Consider the following 21,498-nt stretch of genomic DNA (forward strand, 5'->3'; position numbering starts at 1 on the left):
CACGATGGTAAATCTCACGATTGACGGAAAACAGGTAACGGTACCCAAGGACGCTACCATTTACGATGCAGCAAAATCAGCCGGCATCAAGATACCCATTCTCTGTCACGACAAGAAACTCCATCCTTTCGGCGGTTGCCGCATGTGTCTCGTCGAGGTTGAGCAGATGAAGGGGCGCCAGATCCCTGCATGCACAACCCCTGTGACCGAGGGGATGATCGTTAGCACCATGACCCCGGAGATTGTCAAGGCGCGGAAACTGGTTCTTGAGTTGTTGCTTCTCAAACACCCCATTGACTGTCCTGTCTGCGACGCAGCTGGTGATTGTGACCTCCAAAATCTCACCTATGAGTATGAGGTGAACGCCAACCGCTTCCAGGATGAGAAGTTCCAGCATAAGATCGACTACGAGAACCCGCTCATCGAGCGGGACATGAACCGTTGTGTTCATTGTGGCAAGTGCGCTCGTATCTGCGATGAGATTGTTTCCTACGGGGCGTACTCCTTTCTCAATCGCGGTCTTGAGGCTAAAATCGGGACAGAATTCGATGGGCCTCTGAATTGTGAGTTTTGTGGATCCTGCGTATCTGTTTGCCCTGTTGGTGCTCTCATAAGCCGACCCTTCAAGTTCAAGGCCCGCTGGTGGTCGCTGAACAAGGTGAAGACGGTCTGTTCCTACTGTGGCACAGGTTGTCAGCTGACCCTCGGGGTTAAGGATAATAAGGTTCTCACCACCATTTATGACGAGAATCAGGGGTTCCATAACGGTCAGCTGTGTACTCGGGGCAGGTTCGGCTATCAATTCGTCAACAGTGACAAGCGACTGACAACGCCACTTGTCAAGAAAAACGGCAGACTTGAGCAAGCCACTTGGGACGAAGCACTTGGCTTGGTTCGTCAGAGACTTTCTGAAGCAAAGATCGCTGGTGGAGCAACAGTTGCTGGTCTGGTAACCCCTCGCCTTACTAACGAGGAACTCTATCTTTTCAAAAAGCTTTTTGGTCAGGGACTTGGATCTGACAATATTGACCACTCCGCTGGCTATGCCCATGAAGCGTTAACTGCTGGTGCTGCAGAGAGCCTGGGTTATCCTGCGTCTCCAGCCTCGATTTCAGACATACAGGCAACAGACTTGTTGCTGGTTGTTAAGTCAGATGCCTATGAAACCCATCCGGTTCTCGGGTTTGAGGTCAATCTTGGGGTAAAACGCAAGGGTGTCAACCTTCGTATTGTGTCGGACAAGAAGGGTAAGCTCTCGCGACTGCCGAACGCCGCCACGTATATCCATAGGCCCGGAAGTGAAGTCGTCCTTTTCAACGCCCTTGCTAAGGTAATTGTGGAGGAGGGGCTTGCTGACAGCACAGCGACTTCATTGCCTGGCTATGCAGAACTCGTACAAAGTCTTTCTGCCTATGCGCCAACTGCTGTCGCCGGCCAATGCGGTATGTCAGCCGACGATATTGCAGCCCTCGCCCGTGAGTATGCCAAAGCTGAGAAAGCGCTTATTCTGCTTCCAATCGGCATTGGCTATCCCGGTCACGGGAAGGTTCTTGCTCAATCAGTGATAAATCTTGCACTACTTACGGGCAAGATAGGCAAGGAAGGGTGCGGCGTCCTGATTATGGGTGAGAAGAACAATAGTCAGGGGGCTGCTGACCTGGGAATTCATCCTGTCGCCGGTGGTCGAGATGCGGCAGGGATTCTTGAAGGCTGCGTCTCCGGTGCCATCAAAACCCTCTATGTGGTTGGAGAGAACCCTGTTGTCTCTTATCCGAACCGCAAAAAGGTCGAATCTGCTCTTGATTCCGTAGAGTTCCTTGTGGTTCAGGACCTGTTCTTGACGGAAACGGCTAGTAAAGCAGATGTGGTTCTCCCTGCCTGCTCCTTTGCTGAGAAGAATGGGACATTTACGAGCGTCGGCAAGGCTGTCCAAAAAGTCAGGAAGGCAATCGCTCCGATTGGCATGGCGCGCAGCGACTTTGAAATCTTCAGTGATCTGTACTCTTCTCTTGGCGGTGAAGTGCCCAAGGGATTGGATGCAACCTTCAACGAGATTGCGGCGGAGGTTCCCTCGTACAGCGGTCTTACTCTTGAGAAACTGGGAGAGAACGGCTCAGTATATCCGGTAACCAATAAGCCACGTTTCATGCCGGTAGTCGGCAGTGCTCAAGAGTCGACTGCTGGTGCGATGGCTCTTGTTACCGGCAGCGCTCTCAATCATTGCGGAACATTATCTCTCTACGGCGAAGGTCCCATGTATGTCTGCCCGGAAGGGTACATAGAACTGAACAATGGGGATGCGACTAAACTCGGTGTAGAGGAAGGTCAATCCGTGACGGTAAGATCTTCTGTGGGTGAGGTTAAGCTCAAGGCAAAAGTGAGCATGCGGTTGCCTGCCGGTGTTGTGTTCTCACCGTATCATTTCTCGGATATGTCCATAAATGGCATCACTGACGGTGCTTCTGTTACATGGGTCACTATCAGTAAGTAACCAATACCAATAGCTGCAGGGCTCACTCACAACACCATCACATCAAGAGGGGAAGAGTGCAAATGGGATACGAAATTTTGGGATTGCCGATGGCATATTACATCGCCATGGTGCTCAAGGTGCTCGTGGTGTTCGTCTTCGTACTGCTGACAGTGGCATACGCCACTTATGCTGAACGTAAGATCATCGGCCACATGCAGGTACGCTTAGGGCCGATGCGCACTGGTTGGCACGGACTCCTTCAGCCAATTGCGGATGGCCTTAAACTCTTCTTCAAAGAGGAGATCATCCCCTCCCAGGCAGATAAATTTGCCTTCTTGATTGCCCCGGTCATTGCACTTATACCGGCTTTCATCGGCTTTGCCGTCATCCCCTTCGGCGAAACAATCGAAGTGGGAGGCTACAAGATTCCCCTCCAAATAGCTGCATACTATGACACAGCCGCAGGAAAAGTCGTTGACCTCAATGTCGGCGTGCTTTACATACTCGCTTTGGCATCGGTTGGCGTGTACGGTATTGTGTTGGCAGGCTGGGCCTCCAACAATAAATACTCTCTGCTCGGTGGGCTGCGTTCTGCCGCCCAGATGGTATCGTACGAGTTGGCGGCTGGTCTGGCTATTGTTTCAGTATTTATGCTCTCTGAATCACTGTCACTGCAAAAAATAGTGGCAGATCAGGCAAATGGAGCCTGGTACGCTTTCAAGCAACCATTGGCATTCATTCTGTTCTGTATCTGTTCACTTGCGGAAATCAATCGTACTCCTTTTGACCTTCCAGAAGCGGAGACAGAGCTTGTTTCCGGGTTCTGTACCGAGTATTCAAGTATGAAGTATGCCATGTTCTTCATGGCTGAGTACGCCAACATGGTAACGGTCTGCGCGGTAACCACCACCCTGTTTCTTGGGGGATGGCATGGACCTGGATTCCTGCCAGGCTGGTTCTGGTTCATTGCAAAGGTCTACTTCTTGATCTTTACCTGCATGTGGATCCGCGCAACCTATCCGCGCTACCGTTATGACCAGTTGATGCGCCTGGGGTGGAAGGTATTCCTGCCACTGACACTTCTCAATATCGTAGTCACAGGAATCATCGTATCATTCTAGTCACAACTTATTACGAGGTTACACGCCATGATAATGCCGTTGATTAATGGTCTCAAGATTACTCTAAAGCATCTATTCATGAAGCCGGTGACGCTGCAGTATCCTGACGAGCGGCCAACCCCTTCACCCAATTACCGAGGGTTGCATGCCCTGAAGGTATCTCATAACAGAGCTAAGTGTGTTGCTTGCTACCTGTGCCCGACAGTTTGCCCGGCAAAATGCATCACCGTAGAGGCAGGCGAAGACCAGAATCATGATAAATATGCAGAGCGGTATGAAATTGATCTGCTTCGGTGCATTTTCTGTGGATATTGTGTTGAGGCTTGCCCTGTCGATGCCCTGAAAATGACCGATCAGTTCGAACTGGCAAATTATAAGCGGGAAGATTTCGTCTTCGTCAAAGAGCGACTCTTAGAAAAGTAATAAAGGAGCAGCAATGGAAACGTTCTTCTTCATGATCGTGGCAGCGGTAGCTGTCCTGGCCGGCATTCTGGTCATTACCTGCAAGAACCCGATCAACAGTGCGCTCTCTCTCATTTTGACTTTCTTCTGCCTGGCAACTCTGTACGTGACGCTTGACGCTCCGTTCATGGCAGCCATACAGGTGATAGTCTATGCAGGCGCAATCATGGTTCTGATTGTGTTCGTCATCATGCTCCTCAATGTGAGGACTGAGGCGGGACGAAGAAGCTCCCACAGTGTTCTGTTTGGCAGCCTGATCGGACTCTTTGGCCTCTTCCAGCTCTTCTACCTGCTTAATAGAAGCTCGCTCACCGGCCAGAAAGGGGCGATGGATTCGGATCTCATTAACAAGGTTGGCCATACTGAACTGATCGGTAAGGCGTTGTATACCGACTTCCTCCTCCCCTTCGAGGTGACCTCCATTCTGCTCCTGGTGGCCATCATCGGTGCGGTCATACTCACGAAGAAGAAAATCTAACTGACAGGGGTTAAGCTCATGGTACCTTTGCACAGCTACTTGATACTCAGCGCAATACTCTTCTCCATCGGGACCATCGGTGTCCTAATCAGGAGGAACGCCATCGTCATCTTTATGTGCGTCGAGATGATGCTGAATGCGGTCAATCTTACCTTCATTGCCTTTTCAAAGCATCTCGGCAACATAGACGGACAAATATTTGTCTTCTTTGTCATGACGGTTGCGGCAGCTGAAGCCGCCGTCGGTCTCGCGCTCATGATTGCATTCTATAAGAATCGCGAGTCCATTGACGTTGAAGACATGAAGCTCATGAAGCTGTAGCAGCTCGGGCTGAGTTTACGAAACTCTGAATTTCTCGCTATAAAAAAGGAGTCAGGAATGTTCGAGTACGTATGGCTGATACCTCTGTTCCCTCTGATCGGCGTCGTCATAAACGGCCTTCTCGGGAAGAAGATCAAGAACGAGACCGTGATCGGTGGAATCGGATCGCTCATGGTGTTCGGCTCGTTTCTTGTGTCGTGCGGCATCCTGATTGAGCTTATCTCAAGACCTGCAGAAGAGCGCGTCTTTGAGAAAGTGCTCTTTACGTGGATCAAATCCGGCAACTTTAACGCCGAAATCGGCTTCCTCATTGATCCACTCTCCGCGCTCATGATCATGGTCGTCACGGGTGTCGGTTTCCTGATTCATGTGTACTCCATTGGCTACATGCATGGCGAAGAGGGCTTCTACCGTTACTTCACGTACTTGAATCTCTTCACCTTCTCCATGCTCCTGTTGGTGCTTGGGAACAACCTTCTGCTTATGTTCGTTGGGTGGGAAGGGGTCGGTCTCTGCTCCTACCTCCTTATCGGTTACTACTTCCACAAGAAGTCAGCGGGGGATGCCGGCAAGAAGGCGTTCGTCATGAACCGTGTTGGAGATTTCGGTTTTCTTCTCGGACTCTTCACACTTTACTGGTACCTCGGACATACGCATAACGTCTGGACCATCAATTTCCGTGAATTGGCAGCCAGTGCTCATCTCCTTCCGGTTGGCGGGGTAGTAACAATTATTACCCTCTGCTTCTTCCTGGGCGCCACCGGCAAGTCCGCACAGCTTCCTCTCTACACTTGGCTTCCTGATGCCATGGAAGGCCCGACTCCGGTATCCGCACTCATCCACGCAGCTACGATGGTCACCGCTGGTGTGTACATGATCGGCCGGTTGAATTTCGTCTACATTCGCTCCCACGAGACGATGATGGTCGTCGCTATTGTTGGTGCTGCAACAGCCATTTTTGCAGCAACCATTGGTACTGCTCAGAATGATATCAAGCGTGTACTTGCATATTCAACGGTATCTCAGCTTGGTTTCATGTTCCTCGCCATGGGGGTTGGCGCCTTTACCGCCGGCATTTTCCACCTTATGACACACGCCTTCTTCAAGGCTTGCCTCTTCCTCGGGTCTGGTTCTGTGATTCATTCAATGCATCATGCACTGCATCATATCCACTCCCATGATGATGCTCAGGACATGCGAAATATGGGTGGTCTAAAGAAGGTAATGCCTATTACTTTCCTGACATTCCTGGTTTCTACCATCGCCATCGCTGGAATTCCTGGTTTCTCCGGCTTCTTTTCCAAGGATGAGATTCTCTGGCAGGCCTTTGCCAATCCTCTTCATGGTGATCTGAACCTAATTCTCTGGGCAACGGGTGCAATAGCTGCAGGATTCACTGCCTTCTATATGTTCCGGCTTGTCTTTATGACGTTCTTTGGAGAGTGCCGGATCAAGGAAAAAGCCAAGAGTCACCTTCATGAATCTCCCTTTGTAATCACGTTCCCGCTGATTGTGCTCGGCATCCTTGCTATCGTTGGTGGTTATGTCGGTATCCCGAAATTGATTGGCAATGTTCTGGGGGGCATACCGAATTATCTCGAGCATTACCTGGAACCAGTCTTTAAGGGATCTACCGACTTCATGGCCCAGCAGTTTGCTCATGGTGCTGCACATCACAGCCATGCACTCGAGTGGGGACTCATGGGCGTATCCGTTGTGATTGCTCTGGTTGGTATCTCCATCGCGTTTTTCCTCTACGTGGCTGCACCGTCGATTCCCGCGAAGTTTACCGCTGCCTTCCCGGCGCTCCACCGGGCAGTCTATAACAAGTGGTATGTTGACGAGCTCTACGACTTCCTCTTCGTCAACCCCTGCAAGGCGCTTGGGAATGCCCTCTGGAAAGGTTTTGATGTGGTGGTGGTTGATGGCGTTGTCAACGGTGTGGCGACAATCGTCAAGGGCATCGGTAATGCTCTCAGGAACATTCAGACTGGGTATGTACACAACTACGCACTCGGCATGACACTGGGCACGGTGGTGATCGTAGCCTTCTATCTCTTCCGCTAACTCTGAATTACCAATAGGACTAAAGGAGCAGATTCATGAGTCAGTTTCCGTTAATCAGCGTGATGACCTTTCTACCACTCCTGGGGGTCGTACTGCTCTTCTTCGTCCCCAAGCAGAGCCATTCGGCGCAGCGGGGGCTTGCACTCCTAGTGTCGCTCGTGACGTTTGTCGTGTCGCTGCCGCTGGTGACCGGCTTCCAGAGCAACGCTGAGTTTCAGTTTGTGGAGAAGGTACCCTGGATCGCTGCCGGACCGTTCCAGATGAATTACCATGTTGCCATCGACGGGATCAGCATCTGGCTCGTGATTCTGACAACCTTCATGATGCCGATCGCCATCCTCTCAACGTGGACAGCCGTTGAGACCAAGGTCAAAGAGTACATGATCTGTCTCCTCCTCCTCGAGGTCGGGATGCTTGGTGCCTTTATATCCCTTGACCTTTTCCTCTTCTATATTTTCTGGGAAGTCATGCTCATCCCGATGTACTTCATCATCGGCATCTGGGGTGGGAAAAACAAGATTTACGCAGCTGTCAAGTTCTTCATCTACACAATGGTCGGCTCGCTCCTGATGCTGGTCGCACTCATCGTCCTCTACTTCAAGGCTGGAGCCGGTGACTTTACTGTTCTCCGCTTCTATGAGCTTTCTCTGGATCCTGTCACCCAGACTTGGATGTTCCTTGCATTCGCCTTGGCCTTCGCGATCAAAGTGCCGATGTTCCCGCTTCATACCTGGTTGCCAGACGCCCATACCGAAGCTCCGACTGCTGGCTCCGTCATTCTGGCGGCAGTGCTCCTGAAGATGGGAACTTACGGCTTTGTCCGCTTCGCAATGCCTCTCTTTCCTGACGCCACCGCACAGTTCACGCCTCTCATTGCGGTGCTCTCGGTCATTGGCATTGTCTATGCCGCACTCGTGGCCATGGTTCAGGAGGACGTTAAGAAGCTGGTTGCCTACTCCTCAGTTGCGCACCTTGGCTATGTCATGCTCGGCGTATTTGCTCTCAACATTCAGGGCCTTTCTGGCGGTATGCTCCAGATGCTTAATCACGGTGTTTCCACCGGCGCACTGTTCCTTATCGTTGGATTTATTTACGAGCGCCGTCACACCCGTCTCATAACCGACTTCGGCGGCTTGGCCAAGCAGATGCCGATTTTTGCGACAATTTTCATGATTGTTACTCTCTCTTCCATCGGTCTTCCAGGGACCAACGGTTTCGTTGGGGAATTTCTCATCCTCATCGGCGCTTATGAAAGTGAGCTTCGCTGGTACGCCGTAATTGGTACAAGTGGCGTGATCCTGGCGGCTGTCTATATGCTCTGGATGTTCCAGCGTGTCATGTTTGGTGAACTGACTAACCCCAAAAACCAGACCCTCACGGATCTTAACGCTCGCGAAATTGCGATCATGCTGCCGTTGATCGTGCTTATCTTTGTGATGGGTGTTTACCCCACCCCATTCATCGACAAAATGAATCCGTCGCTCGAGAAACTGATCGTTCACGTCAAGTCGAAGCAGACCGCCAAGGCGCAAATTCCTCAGATCCCGGCACCGCAGGCTCTTCCTGCCGCCGTGCTGCCTGTCGAGCACAAGTAATCGGTTTCAGAAAAGCCACCGGAGGGAACCTAGATGGAAACAATTGCAATTCCAGTCATTAACTTTGCGCCAATCATGCCGGAGATCATTCTTTCGATCTTTGCTATGGCGCTGCTCCTTGTGAACGTTTTCGTGCCGAGTGAGCACAAGGCCTATCTGGGATATTTGAGTCTCGTAGGCATCATCATCACCGGATTCACGCTCATTGGTGGCTGGGGAAATCCCGTAGCGTCATTCAATGATTCTGTAGTCCAGGATAATTTCGCTCTATTCTTCAAGGGCATTTTCCTTCTAACGGTTGGAATGACCATTCTCATCTCGGATCAGTATTTCAAACGCGAGGAGTGTAACCTCGGCGAGCTGTATCCTCTGCTTCTTTTTGCCACGGTTGGTATGATGCTAATGGCGTCAGGCACAGATCTGATGACAATCTTCCTTGGCCTTGAAGTGCTCTCGGTTTCCCTCTACGTTTTGGCAGGCCTTAACAGGGCAAGCCTTAAATCCAACGAAGCGGGTCTCAAGTACTTTCTCCTCGGTGCGTTCTCTACAGGGTTTCTCCTTTACGGAATGGCACTCACCTATGGTGCCACCGGCACGACTCGCGTCGTGAAAATTGCTGAATACGTGGCGCAAAATAGTGCAGTTGCTCAGAATCCCCTGTTTGTTATCGGTATGCTTTTGATGGCAGTAGGATTCTCGTTCAAGATTGCTGCCGCACCGTTCCATATGTGGACTCCTGATGTCTACGAAGGTGCTCCGACACCGATGACTGCCTTTATGTCGGCAGGTCCCAAGGCAGCCGGTTTTGCCGCATTCATGCGCGTTGCTATCATTGCCTTCCCTTCCCTCAAAGCTGATTGGTCCGATCTCCTCTGGATTCTGGCAGTCCTGACCATGACGGTTGGTAACCTGATTGCGCTCAATCAGGACAACATCAAGAGGATGCTCGCGTACTCCTCCATCGCCCACGCTGGGTATGCCCTTGTTGGTTTCACTGCAGGCAATGCAGAGGGGACGGCAGGTATTCTCTTCTACATGCTCTCCTATGCGTTTATGAATATAGGAGCATTCGCGATCATCATACTTGTTGGCAAGAAGGGCGAAGCAAACAACAATGTCATGGATTATGCAGGATTCGGTACAAAACATCCGGTGTTGGCTCTGGCCATGGCCGTGTTTTTGTTCTCCTTGGCAGGCATGCCACCGACGGCCGGATTCATCGGCAAGTTCTACCTCTTCTCAGGGGCTGTCAAGGCGGGCTATGTATGGCTTGCCATCATCGGGGTACTGAACAGTGCTGCTTCGGTATACTACTATCTTCGTGTTATGGTTTACATGTACATGAAAGATCCCGTTGAAGAGTTTGACTGGATGAAGCTGACTCCTGCAGTGGCCATATGCATTATTATTGCCGTAGTCGGTGTTCTGCTGCCGGGAGTTGTGCCGGCGTTTCTGCTCAACCTTGCCCAGCAGGCTGTGCTTCTCTAGCTCTTAATACTCGAATCAGTTTGCGGTTTAAATAAGGCTCCTTCGTCAGAAGGGGCCTTATTTCGTTTGCGAGCGCTAGCCATGGCGTGGAGCGGCGAGATTCGCACTGTCTGGTTCATCATGGTGGTGTGCCGGTGACTGGTGGTGAGAGTCTCCCAACGGACCCTGGTTGTGGAAACCGTTACCCGGACATCAAGGGAGTCCGTTGCGTGGTAGAATCTTGAAGTAAGCTAATGGATAAATTCCGGCCCGACGAACCGAAATTCCATACGAGGCAGTCACATTAGGGAGACAAGGCGCATGTAAAGAAGGCGGTAGTTGCACCGAAGGGCAGAACGGTGAGAAGGTAGATTAATGGAGGGATTACTGAAAACGGCGTTAATGCAGAGACGCGCTGCTAACCGATGACAGAGTTGAGTGCTTCGTCTATTTTTTCTATGTCCACCTTGGTGTTGAAGCACGGTCCAAAGGGGCGGTCGTTGAGGACGCCAATTACCGGAAGGGGGTAGCAATCTTTTATGCCGGAGGTGAGATCCCGCTCGCAAGCCACTGCCAACACAAGCTTGGGACGTTTCTCAATGATCACCTTGCGGGCAAGTGTTCCTCCCGTAGCAACAGAGATATCTATGGAGTATTTCTCGGCCAATTCGGCAAGTCCCATAATGTCACAACGACCGCACCTGATGCATTTGTTGATGCTGCCGGTTACCTTAATCTCGCACTCGAAAAGCTGGAGGCAGTGGGGAAGGAGAATAAGGACACGGTCCGGCTTGACTCGACACCGTTGCGAAAGAACCAGGCTGTTGTTCATGGCAATGAACGATTGACGGATGGTATCGATGGAGATGCCGAAAGTGCGGCCGATGAGCTCTATGGCAGGGAGGAGAAACTTGATGACGACACCACGCAGAAAGCGGGTGAATAGGATATCCTTGCCCAAGGCCGAGGTTAGAACGAGCACCAGCGTGCCAAGGAGAGCTAGGAGAGACAGCCCGCCAAACACGATCCCGGCAATACGGGGAAGGCTTGGGTGAATGTTTGCCAGTCCCGTCGTGGGAACCCACCAGAGCAGATAGATGGCCCCTACAATCAGGAGGCAGGTGACCCCCATGAGTACGATGAAGAGGCGTTTTTGTGGCGGTCTGTCGGGCATTTCAATTCCCGGCGGGAGTACCGAGACGGTTCCCTGGCTCCAGGCGGCACCCTGCGAGGAACTCAGCAGCTGATAACCGTTTCCTTCCCTCAAGTTGCAATTCCTCGATTTGGAGGCTCCCCGAACCGCAGGCGACGATGATTCCGTCCCTCCCCGCAGCGATGAGTTCCCCTGGTCTACCATTACCATTGGCCACCGAAACCTTATAAAGCTTCAGTGTTTTGCCGTCCAGAGTGGTATACGCCCCGGGCCACGGCGTGAAGCCGCGAACGAGATTCTTTATTTGCTGCGGCTCGCGGTTCCAGTCAATGAGGCCATCTTCCTTCTTCAACATCGGTGCGTAGCAGGTGAGAGAGTCATCCTGTTTTTCACGGGTAAGAGTGCCCGCCAGGAGTCTGTCGAGGGTCTCGTCAATGGTTTCGGCGCCGAGGAGGGACAGACGGTCATGGAGTGACTGGGCATCCTCGTCCGGGCCAATGGGAATAGACCGTTTTACGAGCATGTCTCCCGTGTCAAGTCCCGCGTCCATCTGCATGGTGGTGATGCCGGTTTCGGTTTCGCCGTTGATGAGGCACCAGTTGAGGGGGGCAGCCCCCCGGTAGCGTGGGAGCAGCGAGGCGTGAATGTTGATGCAGCCATGGTGCGGGATGTCGAGAAGGCTCTGGGGAAGAATCTGGCCGAAGGCGACAACGACGATCAGGTCTGGGTTAAGTTCCCGGATCTGGGCGATAACCTCGGGCGCACGGACTTTCAGAGGTTGCAGAACCGGAATGCCATGTTCCTCGGCGATGACCTTCACCGGAGGCGGCACGAGCTTCTGGCCGCGACCCTTGGGTCGGTCAGGCTGGGTCACGACGGCAATCACATGCTCGCCCCGCTCGATGAGCTTGGTGAGCGTGGGGCAGGCAAAGTCGGGGGTCCCCATGAAGATAATACGTAGTCCGGCCATGTGGTAACTCTATCCTTCCTCAATCATCCGGCGGTATTTTTTCTTGAACATCTCCCGCTTCAGGGGAGAGAGGTGGTCCACGAAGAGAATGCCGTCAAGGTGGTCGATTTCGTGCTGAAATGCGATGGACAGAAGCCCCTCGGCTTTATAGGAGACTTCCTCTCCATCAAGATTGAGAGCCTTGACCACGACACTCGCGTGCCGGTGGACATTGGCAGCGTACTTGGGTACCGAGAGGCATCCTTCCTCCTCGTACGATTCCCCTTCGGTATGGACGAACACCGGGTTGATGCAGACGATCAGCTCCGGCCGCTCGTCCCGTTGGGACACGTCGATGACGATGACCCGCTGGCTCACGCCTATCTGCGGAGCTGCAAGACCAACCCCCTGGGCATCGTACATGGTCTCGGCCATGTCGCGGACCAGTTCGCGGGTCGCATCGTTGATAACTGTTACCGGAACCGCCTTCTTTTTGAGGATCGGGTCAGGGTAGGTGAGGATTGTTCGTACCATGGTCATGCACCTTTACAGATTGGTATTCTCATGAATATAGAGAGATGGGCTGAAAAAATCAAACCCTTCCTGACGGCCAGACCGTCACATGAGATCTACCGGGTCCACATCTACCTGGAGTCTGATCCCGGAGGGAGGGGTGTAGGCCCCCCTCAGACGGGCAAGAAGTCGGTGGAGCGCCGAGCGTTCCGGCGCCTTGAGAAGCAACTGCCACCGGAACCTGCCTCGCAGTTTCACAAGGGGGGCAGGGGAAGGACCAAGGATCTCGACCCGTCCCCCCGTGTCACGGCGCAGGGTGCGAATCTGTGCGGCGAGGACCTTGCTCTCCTGTTCCACGGCCGGTGCCGCGGTGCCGGTCAGGTAGAGGGCCGCCAAGTGAACGAAGGGGGGATAGCCGGTCTCCTGGCGAAAGACGAGTTCCGCGGCGTAAAACTCCCCCATGGAGCCGGCGCCCGCATGGGAGAGGGCATAGTGGTCAGGATTGAGGGTCTGGATGATGACCTTCCCCGGATCATCGCCCCGTCCGGCTCTTCCCATGAGCTGCGTCACCAGCTGGAAAGCCCGTTCGGCGCTCCGGTAGTCGGGGATGTTGAGGGTTGACTCCACCGACACGATTCCCACAAGGGTGATGCCGGGGAAGTCATGCCCCTTGGCAACCATCTGGGTGCCGATGAGGATGTCGGTCTTCCGCTCGGCCACCCTGCGGAGGATGCGCGCGTGCCCCCCCTTCCCCCGGGTGGTGTCCCGATCCATCCGGTCGACCCGCGCTTCGGGAAAACGCTCCCGCACCAGCTCTTCCACCCGTTCGGTGCCGAGTCCCAAGTGCGTCACCTGGGTGCTGCCGCAGTCGGGGCAGACCGAGGGGGCCGGGATGGCGTAGTCACAGTAGTGGCAGAGGTGGCGGTCCTTGCGCTGATGATAGGTGAGGGTGACGGCGCAGTTGGGGCAGCGGAGCACGTGGCCGCACTCCTCGCAGGTGAGCCAGGTGGCGAAGCCCCGGCGGTTCAGAAAGACAAGGGTCTGCCCGCCGTTGGCCAGATTGGCGGCGATCGCCTCGGCCAACGGCGGAAGAATGGCATCACCTTTCCGACCCCGGGCGTCGATGACCTCCGCCCGGGGCATCGGCAGGCCGTTCACCCGCTCGGGGAGGGAGAGGAGTTCAAGCCTCCCGGTCGTGGCGGCATGCCAGGTGGTGACCTGGGGGGTAGCAGTGCCGAGAACGACGCAGGCCTTCTCCATCTTTCCCCGGACCAGAGCCAGATCCCGTGCGTTGTAGCGGAACCCCTCGGACTGCTTGTAGGAGGATTCGTGCTCCTCGTCCACCACGATCATGCCGATTCGCTCCAGCGGCGCGAAAATGGCCGAGCGGGCGCCGATGACGATGGCCACCTCTCCTCGCCTGATCCGCCGCCACTCGTCGTAGCGCTCCCCGTCGGAGAGGCCGCTGTGGAGTACCGCGATGCCGCACCGGAAGCGGCGCCGGAAGCGGTTGACAAGCTGAGGGGTCAGGGCAATCTCCGGCACGAGGACAAGGGCGGTCCGCCCCCTGTCCAGGAGGTGGGCGATGGTCTGGAGGTAGACCTCGGTCTTGCCGCTGCCGGTGACGCCGTGGAGGAGGAAAGGGGTGAACCGCCCCGTATCGACGGCCGCGACGATCCGGTCCCGGGCAGCAGCCTGGCCGGCGTTGAGAACGAGGGGTGCGTCGGGGGTGACCGCTTCCTCTCGGAACGGGTCCCGGTAGACCTCCCGCGCCTCCGACTCCACGAAGCCCAGCTCCCGCAGGCGCCGGAGCTGGGGGGCGCAGTCGGCGAAGATGCCGCGCAGCTCCGCCGCCGTTGCCTCGCCGGCATTGTGGAGGTGGGAGAGAATGAGAGAGGACTTTCCCCGTGGCACGTCGGCAGCCGGTGGGTCCGTTGCAAGGCGGTAGACGGTCTCTGTCCTGACCGCCTTCCCCCCCGCCATGGCGTCGCCGTCGTCAGCGGAGGAGCCACGTCGGCTCTGGACATTGATCCCGGCAGGGAGGGCCGCCTTGATCACCTCCCCCAGGGGGTGGAGGTAGTAGGCGGCGGCCCAGCGGTACAGCTCCAGCTCCCGCGGGGTGAAGAGGGGGGAGTCGTCCAGGACGTCGGCCACTTCCCGCAGCTCCCGCTCCTCACCCGTGGCGAAGCCCAGGACGTAGCCGGTCACCTTCCGCCGGCCAAAAGGGACGAGGATCCGCTTCCCCGGGGTGATGCGCGGCATGAGCGCCTCCGGCACCCGATAGTGGAAGGTGGTGTCGAGGGGGAGCGGGATGGCGACTTCGATGATGTCTGATGCTGAATTTTTCATGGGATCCGGATGCTGGTGGCGTTACGGGAATAATAGCAGGACGGTCCCGGGGTAACAAGGGAAAGGGACGGACGCACCGTCTTGACTTGGGGAAGGCCGGTGGGGTACCGTAGGTGAATTGTCGAAGGAGAGGGAACCCGTGGAGTTTGTGGACGAAAAGCGGTATCGGAAAATAAAAAACGGTGTCGGCCGGGCCATCGCCGACTTCAACCTTATCGAGGAGGGGGACCGGATCGCGGTGGCGGTCTCGGGGGGGAAGGACTCCTACACCCTCCTTCATATCCTGGAATCGCTCCGGCGCCGGGCGCCGGTGAAGTACGAGCTGGTGGCCCTCACCATCGACTCGGGCTACCCCGGCTTCCGCAGCGACGTCATCGCGGCGCACCTGCGGGAGCACGGCTTCACCCACCACGTGGAGGCCACTACCCACTACGACATCATCAGGGAGAAGCGGCGCCCCGGCTCCTCCTACTGCTCCATCTGCGCCCGGCTCAAGCGGGGCGTCCTCTACACCCTGGCCCAGCAGCACGGCTGCAACAAGCTGGCCCTGGGGCACCACCTGGACGACTTCGTGGAGACGCTGCTCCTCAACCAGTTTTTCGTGGGGACCCTCAAGGCCATGGCGCCCCGGATGCTGGCCGACAACGGCGAGACGACGGTGATCCGCCCCTTGGTCTACGTGGAGGAGCGGAAGATCATCCCCTTTGCCCGGGAGAACCGCTTCCCCGTGGTCTGTTGCTGCTGCCCGGTCTGCGGCAAGGCCGACATCCAGCGCAAGCGGATGAAGGAGCTTCTGAAGGCGCTGGAGCGGGAGAATCCCTTCGTCAAACGGAGCCTTCTGCGGTCACTGGCCAACGTGCAGCCGCGGCACCTCCTCGACCGGGAGCTGCAGCGGGTCTGCGCCGTCCCCTGACGGGGGGCTTTGCGGGGGCCTTCTCCCTCTTCGCGATTCGGGTCGATGCCCGGTCCCGGATCATGTCCACTATGCAGATAAAGGCGCCCCAGGCCACGAGGCCGACGCCGAAGACAACGATGGGTTCCATGGTATCCTCCTTGTGTTCGATGATGGGAGGGTACCGCAGTGCTGCGACATAATATGTCCCAAGGAGCAACGTCGTGAGCAAACGCTACGTGCAACCCCTCCGGATCGCCATCCAGTGGGGATTTCTCCTTTTCATGGTCTATCTGGGGGTGCGGCTCTTCCTCTTCGTGCGCCACTTCCGCACCGGCGGGGCCGCACCGTTCGTCACCCGGGCCGACGGAGTGGAAGGTTTCCTCCCCATCGCCGGGCTCCTGGGGGTGAAGGACTGGGTCGCCAGCGGCGCCATCAACCCGGTCCATCCGGCGTCGGTGGTGATCTTTGTCACGGCCGTGGCGGTGTCGCTGCTCTTGAAGCGCTCCTTCTGCTCCTGGATCTGCCCGGTGGGAACGTTGTCGGAGCTCCTCTGGAAGCGGGGATTCGTTCTCTTCAGGCGCAATCTCCGTCCCCCCCGGTGGCTGGACATGGCCCTGCGGGGAATCAAGTACCTGCTTCTCCTCTTCTTCCCCTACTCCATTCTCTGGGCCATGCCGCCGGAGGCGGTCACGGCCTTCATCTATTCCGACTACAACAGGGTGGCCGACGTGCGGCTCCTGGAATTCTTCCTCCACCTGTCGGGGATACCCCTGGTGGTGATCGTGGTGCTCCTCGTCCTGTCGCTGCCGGTGCGGAATCCCGTCTGCCGCTACCTCTGCCCCTACGGGGCCCTCCTGGGGCTCGTGTCGATCCTTTCGCCGGTGAAGGTGACCCGGGAGGGGAAGACCTGCGTCTCCTGCGGGGTCTGCAGCCAGGTCTGCCCCGCCTACATCCCGGTCATGGCGAAAGAGCGGGTGATGTCGGAAGAATGCATCGGCTGCTGGCGCTGCGTGAGCCACTGTCGGGCCATGGGTGCCCTGGAGATGAAGCTGACCGGCCGGAAGGTGGCGGTGAACGCTGTTCTCTTTGCCGTTTTGGTGGTATGTCTCTTTGTGGGCGGATCACTCGCGGGGCGCGCCACCGGGAACTGGAAATCGCAGATACCCTATGCCGAGTACGTGCGGCTTCTGGGGCCGTGAATGTATAGATTGAGAAAGGAGGTTCACCATGTCACTCACGACTGAACTCGTCGACTGGACCCACGAGCAGAAATGCCGCAAGGCCGTGGAGTCCCTGGAGAAGAACGGCTTCACCGCCGTCTACTGCCCCACCGGCCAGGAAGCCTTCGACTACATCGTCGCCGAGGCGGCCGAGGCGGGGAGCGTCGGCTTTGGGGGCTCCATGACGGTGGCGGACCTGAAGGTGATCGAGCGGCTCCGGGAGACGGGGAAGGAGCTCCTCATCCATGGTGCGCCGGGGCTCTCCCTGGAGGAGCGGGTGGCCATCATGCGGCGTCAGCTCACCTGTGACCTCTTTCTCGCCGGCACCAACGCCCTTACCCTTTCCGGGTGGCTCGTGAACATCGACGCCACCGGCAACCGGGTCGGCTCCATGTTCTTCGGACCGAAGAAGGTGATCGTCGTGGCGGGCCGGAACAAGATCGTGGACGGCGGCGTCCAGGAGGCCATCGGCCGGATAAAGGAGTGGGCCTCGCCCCCCAACGCCCGACGCCTCAACTACAAGACCCCCTGCGCCACCACCGGCTTTTGCTCCGACTGTAACTCCCCCGACCGGATCTGCCGCGTCACCACGGTCATCGACCGCAAGCCCCGCCTCACCGACCTGCGGGTGCTGGTGGTGAACGAGGATATGGGGCTCTAGGGTGGAGCTCCTCCAGGCGTTCCTCGACGTCCTCTTCCCGCCCCTCTGCCACCTGTGCAAGGCTCCGGTGCCCGAGGCGGGCCCGCTCCATCTCTGCGACGCCTGCCTCGGGGCCATGACCCCCGTCACCTCCCCCCTCTGTCCCATCTGCGGCGTACCCCACGGGACCGAGGGGGGGATTGACCACCCCTGCGGCTCCTGCATTCTCACGCCGCCCCCCTTTGACGCTGCCCGGGGGGCGCTCCTCTATGCCGGCCCCCTCCAGGAGCTCATCCACCGCCACAAGTACGGCCACAGGGCCCACCTGCGCCGTCCCCTGGCCCTTCTCGCCATTCGGCACCTCACCCCTTTTGTTCAATCCGCTGCACCCGACGTGATCGTTCCCGTCCCCCTCCATCGCACGCGCCTGCGGGAGCGGGGCTTCAACCAGGCGGTTCTCATGGGCGACGTCCTGTCCCGGCAGTGGCGCCTTCCGCTCCTGCGGGACACCCTCCGCCGTGTCCGTCCCACTGTTGCCCAGGTGACCCTCTCCGCCCAGGAGCGCCGGGCTAACGTGCGGGGCGCCTTTGCCGTCGCCGATCCGGCGCGGATCGTGGGAAGGCGCGTCCTCCTCGTGGATGACGTCTCCACCACCGGCAGCACGGTGGCGGAATGCGCCCGGGTCCTCAAGGGGGCCGGCGCCTCGGCCGTCTTTGTGGCGACGGTGGCGTTGGCCCCTCTGGGGCGGTAGTCTCAGTGCCATGGGGCGCGATTGACTGCGAGACATCGTTATGGATTTTACGTAATTGTCTGGCTGGCTGACTTTGCGGGAATATTATTATTCAAAATTAACTCCATATTTAAAGGTGTTGGTTGGATTTAAAATAGAAATGATGTTATAAATTTTATGGATAGAGGCCTTCGTCGACTGATACGGTTACACGCTGTTTTCGGTGCAAGGAGGAGAGTCCATGGTGAAGAAGAACGATGAGCGCGATGAGATGAAGTACTGTCCCGGCACGTCGGGATTCTGGGAAGAGCGGGGGGTATCCCGCCGCGATTTCCTCAAGTTCTGCACTGCCATGACGGCGGCTCTGGCCCTGCCCGTCTCCCTGGCGCCGCGGATCGCCGAGGCCCTTGAAGACGACAAGCGGCCGTCGGTCATCTGGCTCGAATTCCAGAGCTGCACCGGCGACACCGAGGCGCTCCTGCGGGCCGCCAACCCCACCGTGGGGGAGATCGTCCTCGACGTCCTCTCCGTGGACTACGCCGAGACCATCATGGCCGCCGCCGGCTTCCAGGCCGAGGAGGCCAGGCACAAGACCATGAAGGAGCGGAGCGGCACGTACATCGCCATTGTGGAGGGATCGATCCCCACCGGCGCCAACGGCGCCTACTGCTGCATCGCCGGCAGGTCGGCCCTGGACATCGCCCGGGAGGTCTGCGGCGGCGCCATGGCCACCATCACCGTCGGCACCTGCGCCTCCTACGGCGGCATCCCGGCCGCCGCCCCCAACCCCACCGGTGCCATGGGGGTGAAGGACGCCGTGCCCGGGGCCACGGTCATCAACCTGCCGGGGTGCCCCGTCAACACCGACAACCTGGTGGCCACCGTTGTCCACCTTCTCACCTTCGGCAAGCTCCCGGCGGTCGACGGCAAGGGGCGTCCCCTCTTCGCCTACGGCAAGCGGATCCACGACAACTGCGAGCGGCGGCCCCACTTCGACGCCGGCCAGTACGTGGAGCAGTGGGGGGACCAGGCCCACCGCAAGGGGCACTGCCTCTACAAGATGGGGTGCAAGGGGCCGGAAACCTTCCACAACTGCCCCAGCCAGCGCTACAACGAAAAGACCGCCTGGCCGGTCTCGGCGGGCCACGGATGCGCCGGCTGCTCCGAGCCCTATTTCTGGGATTCCATGACCCCCCTCTACAAGCGGCTCCCCAACGTCCCCGGCTTCGGCATCGAGACCACGGCCGACACGATTGGCCTTGGGCTCGCCGCCGCCACGGCGGCCGCCTTCGGCGTCCACGGGGTGGTGAGCGCGTTCCGCAAGGGCGACGAATCCGAAGGGGCAAAGGAGGATTGATCCATGGCCACAATCGTCGTTGATCCGATTACGAGAATAGAGGGGCACCTCCGTATCCAGGCAGAGGTGAACGGCGGGCGGATAACCGACGCCTGGAGCTCCAGCACCATGTTCCGGGGGATCGAGAAGATCCTGAAGGGGCGCGACCCCCGGGACGCCTGGTACTTCACCCAGCGCTTCTGCGGGGTCTGCACCACGGTCCACTCCATCGCCTCCATCCGGGCCGTGGAGAACGCCCTGAACGTGAAGATCCCCCTGAACGCCGAGCTGATCAGAAACCTCATCATCGGCATCCAGGTGGTGCAGGACCACGTGATCCACTTCTACCACCTCCACGCCCTGGACTGGGTGGACGTGGTCTCGGCCCTCACGGCCGATCCGGCCAGGACCGCGGCTCTGGCGGCCTCCCTCTCCGACTGGCCCCTCAACTCCCCCACCTACTTCAAGGCGGTGCAGGATCGGCTCGGGGCCTTCGTCAAAAAGGGGCGCCTCGGCCCATTCGGCAACGCCTACTGGGGGCACCCGGCCTACAAGCTCCCGCCCGAGGCGAACCTCATGGCCACGGCCCACTACCTGGAGGCCCTGGACTGGCAGCGGGAGGTCATCAAGGTCCAGGCCATCCTCGGCTCCAAGAACCCCCACCCCCAGACCTTCCTGGTGGGGGGGATGGCGATTCCGGTGGACCCCAACTCCCAGAACGCCCTCAACGCCGACAAGATCGCCGAGATCGCCCAGCTCCTCAAGAAGGCCAAGGCGTTCGTGGAGAAGGTCTACATCCCCGACCTCCTGGCCGTGGCCTCCTTCTACACGGAGTGGGCCGGCATCGGCGGCGGGGTGGGGAACTATCTGAGCTACGGCGAGTACCCCTTGGACACCAGTGGCAAGCCGGAAAAGCTCTGGTTCCCCCAGGGGATCATCCTGGGCAAGGATCTCTCCCGGGTCTACCCCATCGACCAGCGGAAGATCACCGAGAGCGTGGCCCACTCCTGGTACGAGGGGAGCGCCGCCGGGGTCCATCCCTGGGACGAACGGACCGAGGCGAAGTACACGGGCCCCAAGCCCCCCTACGACATGATCGACACGGACCAGAAGTACTCCTGGGTGAAATCCCCCCGCTACGACGGCAAGGCCATGGAGACGGGGCCCCTGGCCACCATCCTCGTGGCCTACGCCGCGGGGCATCCCGGCGCCAGGGGGGCGGTGGACCTGGTCCTCGGGAAGCTGGGGGTAGGCCCCGAGGCCCTCTTCTCCACCCTGGGGCGGACCGCGGCCCGGGGGATCGAGACCCTGCTCGTGGCCCAGGAGCTCCCCAAATGGCTCGACATGCTCGTGGCCAACATTGCAGGGGGTGATCTGGCGATCCACAACGGCGAGAAGTGGGACCCGGCCACCTGGCCCCGGGAAGCGGCGGGGTACGGCTGGCACAACGCCCCCCGCGGGGCGCTCGGGCACTGGATCAGGATCAGGGACCAGAAGATCGAGAACTACCAGGCGGTGGTCCCCTCCACCTGGAACGCCTCCCCCCGGGACGAGAAGGGGGAGCGGGGCCCCTACGAGGCGGCCCTGGTCGGCACCCCCATGGCCGACCCCACCAAGCCCCTGGAGATCCTCCGGACCATCCACTCCTTCGACCCGTGCCTGGCCTGCGCCGTCCACGTGATCGACGCTGGAGGAGGAGAGCTGGTGAACGTCAAGGTCCTGTAGGAGG

At 57.9% G+C, this 21,498-nt stretch carries 18 protein-coding genes; 14 read left to right on the top strand and 4 right to left on the bottom strand.

What is annotated here, in order from left to right; all coding sequences use genetic code 11:
* The first annotated feature begins 4 nt into the window (after window positions 1-4).
* The 8 genes from RCH91_RS09275 (at window position 5) to RCH91_RS09310 (ending at window position 10,005) form a co-directional block, all read left to right on the top strand.
* Window positions 5-2,491, top strand: coding sequence for a molybdopterin-dependent oxidoreductase (locus tag RCH91_RS09275; protein ID WP_306534403.1), 2,487 nt, complete (start codon window positions 5-7; stop codon window positions 2,489-2,491).
* A 62-nt stretch (window positions 2,492-2,553) separates the two neighbouring features.
* Window positions 2,554-3,594 carry an NADH-quinone oxidoreductase subunit NuoH gene (gene nuoH / locus RCH91_RS09280; protein WP_306534404.1) on the top strand — a complete coding sequence of 347 codons (1,041 nt, stop codon included), beginning with the start codon at window positions 2,554-2,556 and terminating at the stop codon, window positions 3,592-3,594.
* A 27-nt stretch (window positions 3,595-3,621) separates the two neighbouring features.
* A complete protein-coding gene (nuoI, locus tag RCH91_RS09285; RefSeq protein WP_306534406.1) occupies window positions 3,622-4,017 on the top strand; it encodes an NADH-quinone oxidoreductase subunit NuoI in 396 nt (131 codons plus the stop codon).
* A 13-nt stretch (window positions 4,018-4,030) separates the two neighbouring features.
* A complete protein-coding gene (locus RCH91_RS09290) occupies window positions 4,031-4,534 on the top strand; it encodes an NADH-quinone oxidoreductase subunit J (protein WP_306534408.1) in 504 nt (167 codons plus the stop codon).
* Window positions 4,535-4,552: 18 nt separating this feature from the next.
* The gene (gene nuoK / locus RCH91_RS09295; protein ID WP_306534410.1) at window positions 4,553-4,855 is read left to right on the top strand and encodes an NADH-quinone oxidoreductase subunit NuoK; all 303 of its coding nucleotides are present in this window, start codon (window positions 4,553-4,555) and stop codon (window positions 4,853-4,855) included.
* 57 nt (window positions 4,856-4,912) lie between these two features.
* Window positions 4,913-6,922: an NADH-quinone oxidoreductase subunit L gene (nuoL, locus tag RCH91_RS09300; RefSeq protein ID WP_306534412.1), complete on the top strand. Its 2,010-nt coding sequence runs from the start codon at window positions 4,913-4,915 to the stop codon at window positions 6,920-6,922.
* A 35-nt stretch (window positions 6,923-6,957) separates the two neighbouring features.
* Window positions 6,958-8,517, top strand: coding sequence for an NADH-quinone oxidoreductase subunit M (locus tag RCH91_RS09305; RefSeq protein WP_306534414.1), 1,560 nt, complete (start codon window positions 6,958-6,960; stop codon window positions 8,515-8,517).
* A gap of 33 nt (window positions 8,518-8,550) precedes the next feature.
* Window positions 8,551-10,005 carry an NADH-quinone oxidoreductase subunit N gene (locus RCH91_RS09310; RefSeq protein ID WP_306534416.1) on the top strand — a complete coding sequence of 485 codons (1,455 nt, stop codon included), beginning with the start codon at window positions 8,551-8,553 and terminating at the stop codon, window positions 10,003-10,005.
* Between the two features lie 397 nt (window positions 10,006-10,402).
* Here the strand turns inward: RCH91_RS09310 and RCH91_RS09315 are convergent, their stop codons facing one another.
* The 4 genes from RCH91_RS09315 to priA form a co-directional block, all read right to left on the bottom strand.
* Window positions 10,403-11,158, bottom strand: a complete 756-nt coding sequence (locus tag RCH91_RS09315; RefSeq protein WP_306534418.1) for a DUF116 domain-containing protein — start codon at window positions 11,156-11,158, stop codon at window positions 10,403-10,405.
* A 1-nt stretch (window position 11,159) separates the two neighbouring features.
* Window positions 11,160-12,107 carry a methionyl-tRNA formyltransferase gene (gene fmt / locus RCH91_RS09320; protein WP_306534420.1) on the bottom strand — a complete coding sequence of 316 codons (948 nt, stop codon included), beginning with the start codon at window positions 12,105-12,107 and terminating at the stop codon, window positions 11,160-11,162.
* A 9-nt stretch (window positions 12,108-12,116) separates the two neighbouring features.
* Window positions 12,117-12,620, bottom strand: coding sequence for a peptide deformylase (gene def / locus RCH91_RS09325; RefSeq protein WP_306534422.1), 504 nt, complete (start codon window positions 12,618-12,620; stop codon window positions 12,117-12,119).
* 84 nt (window positions 12,621-12,704) lie between these two features.
* Window positions 12,705-14,948 (bottom strand): primosomal protein N', encoded by a 2,244-nt coding sequence (priA, locus tag RCH91_RS09330; protein ID WP_306534424.1) that lies wholly within the window; start codon window positions 14,946-14,948, stop codon window positions 12,705-12,707.
* Window positions 14,949-15,087: 139 nt separating this feature from the next.
* On the opposite strand from priA, the gene ttcA reads away from it, so the two are divergent.
* The 6 genes from ttcA (at window position 15,088) to RCH91_RS09360 (ending at window position 21,494) form a co-directional block, all read left to right on the top strand.
* Entirely contained in the window at window positions 15,088-15,861 is a 774-nt protein-coding gene (gene ttcA / locus RCH91_RS09335; RefSeq protein ID WP_306534426.1) for a tRNA 2-thiocytidine(32) synthetase TtcA, read from the top strand.
* Between the two features lie 203 nt (window positions 15,862-16,064).
* Window positions 16,065-17,042, top strand: a complete 978-nt coding sequence (locus tag RCH91_RS09340; RefSeq protein WP_306534428.1) for a 4Fe-4S binding protein — start codon at window positions 16,065-16,067, stop codon at window positions 17,040-17,042.
* Between the two features lie 28 nt (window positions 17,043-17,070).
* Complete coding sequence (locus tag RCH91_RS09345) at window positions 17,071-17,724, top strand: lactate utilization protein (protein WP_306534430.1); 654 nt, start codon at window positions 17,071-17,073, stop codon at window positions 17,722-17,724.
* Window position 17,725: 1 nt separating this feature from the next.
* Window positions 17,726-18,454, top strand: coding sequence for a ComF family protein (locus tag RCH91_RS09350; protein ID WP_306534432.1), 729 nt, complete (start codon window positions 17,726-17,728; stop codon window positions 18,452-18,454).
* Between the two features lie 250 nt (window positions 18,455-18,704).
* The gene (locus RCH91_RS09355) at window positions 18,705-19,790 is read left to right on the top strand and encodes a hydrogenase small subunit (protein ID WP_373694378.1); all 1,086 of its coding nucleotides are present in this window, start codon (window positions 18,705-18,707) and stop codon (window positions 19,788-19,790) included.
* A gap of 3 nt (window positions 19,791-19,793) precedes the next feature.
* A complete protein-coding gene (locus RCH91_RS09360; protein WP_306534436.1) occupies window positions 19,794-21,494 on the top strand; it encodes a nickel-dependent hydrogenase large subunit in 1,701 nt (566 codons plus the stop codon).
* Window positions 21,495-21,498: the final 4 nt, after the last annotated feature.

Origin of the sequence: Geobacter sp. (genome assembly GCF_030834625.1) — a bacterium.
In the GTDB taxonomy this organism is placed as follows: Bacteria; Desulfobacterota; Desulfuromonadia; order Geobacterales; family Geobacteraceae; genus Geobacter.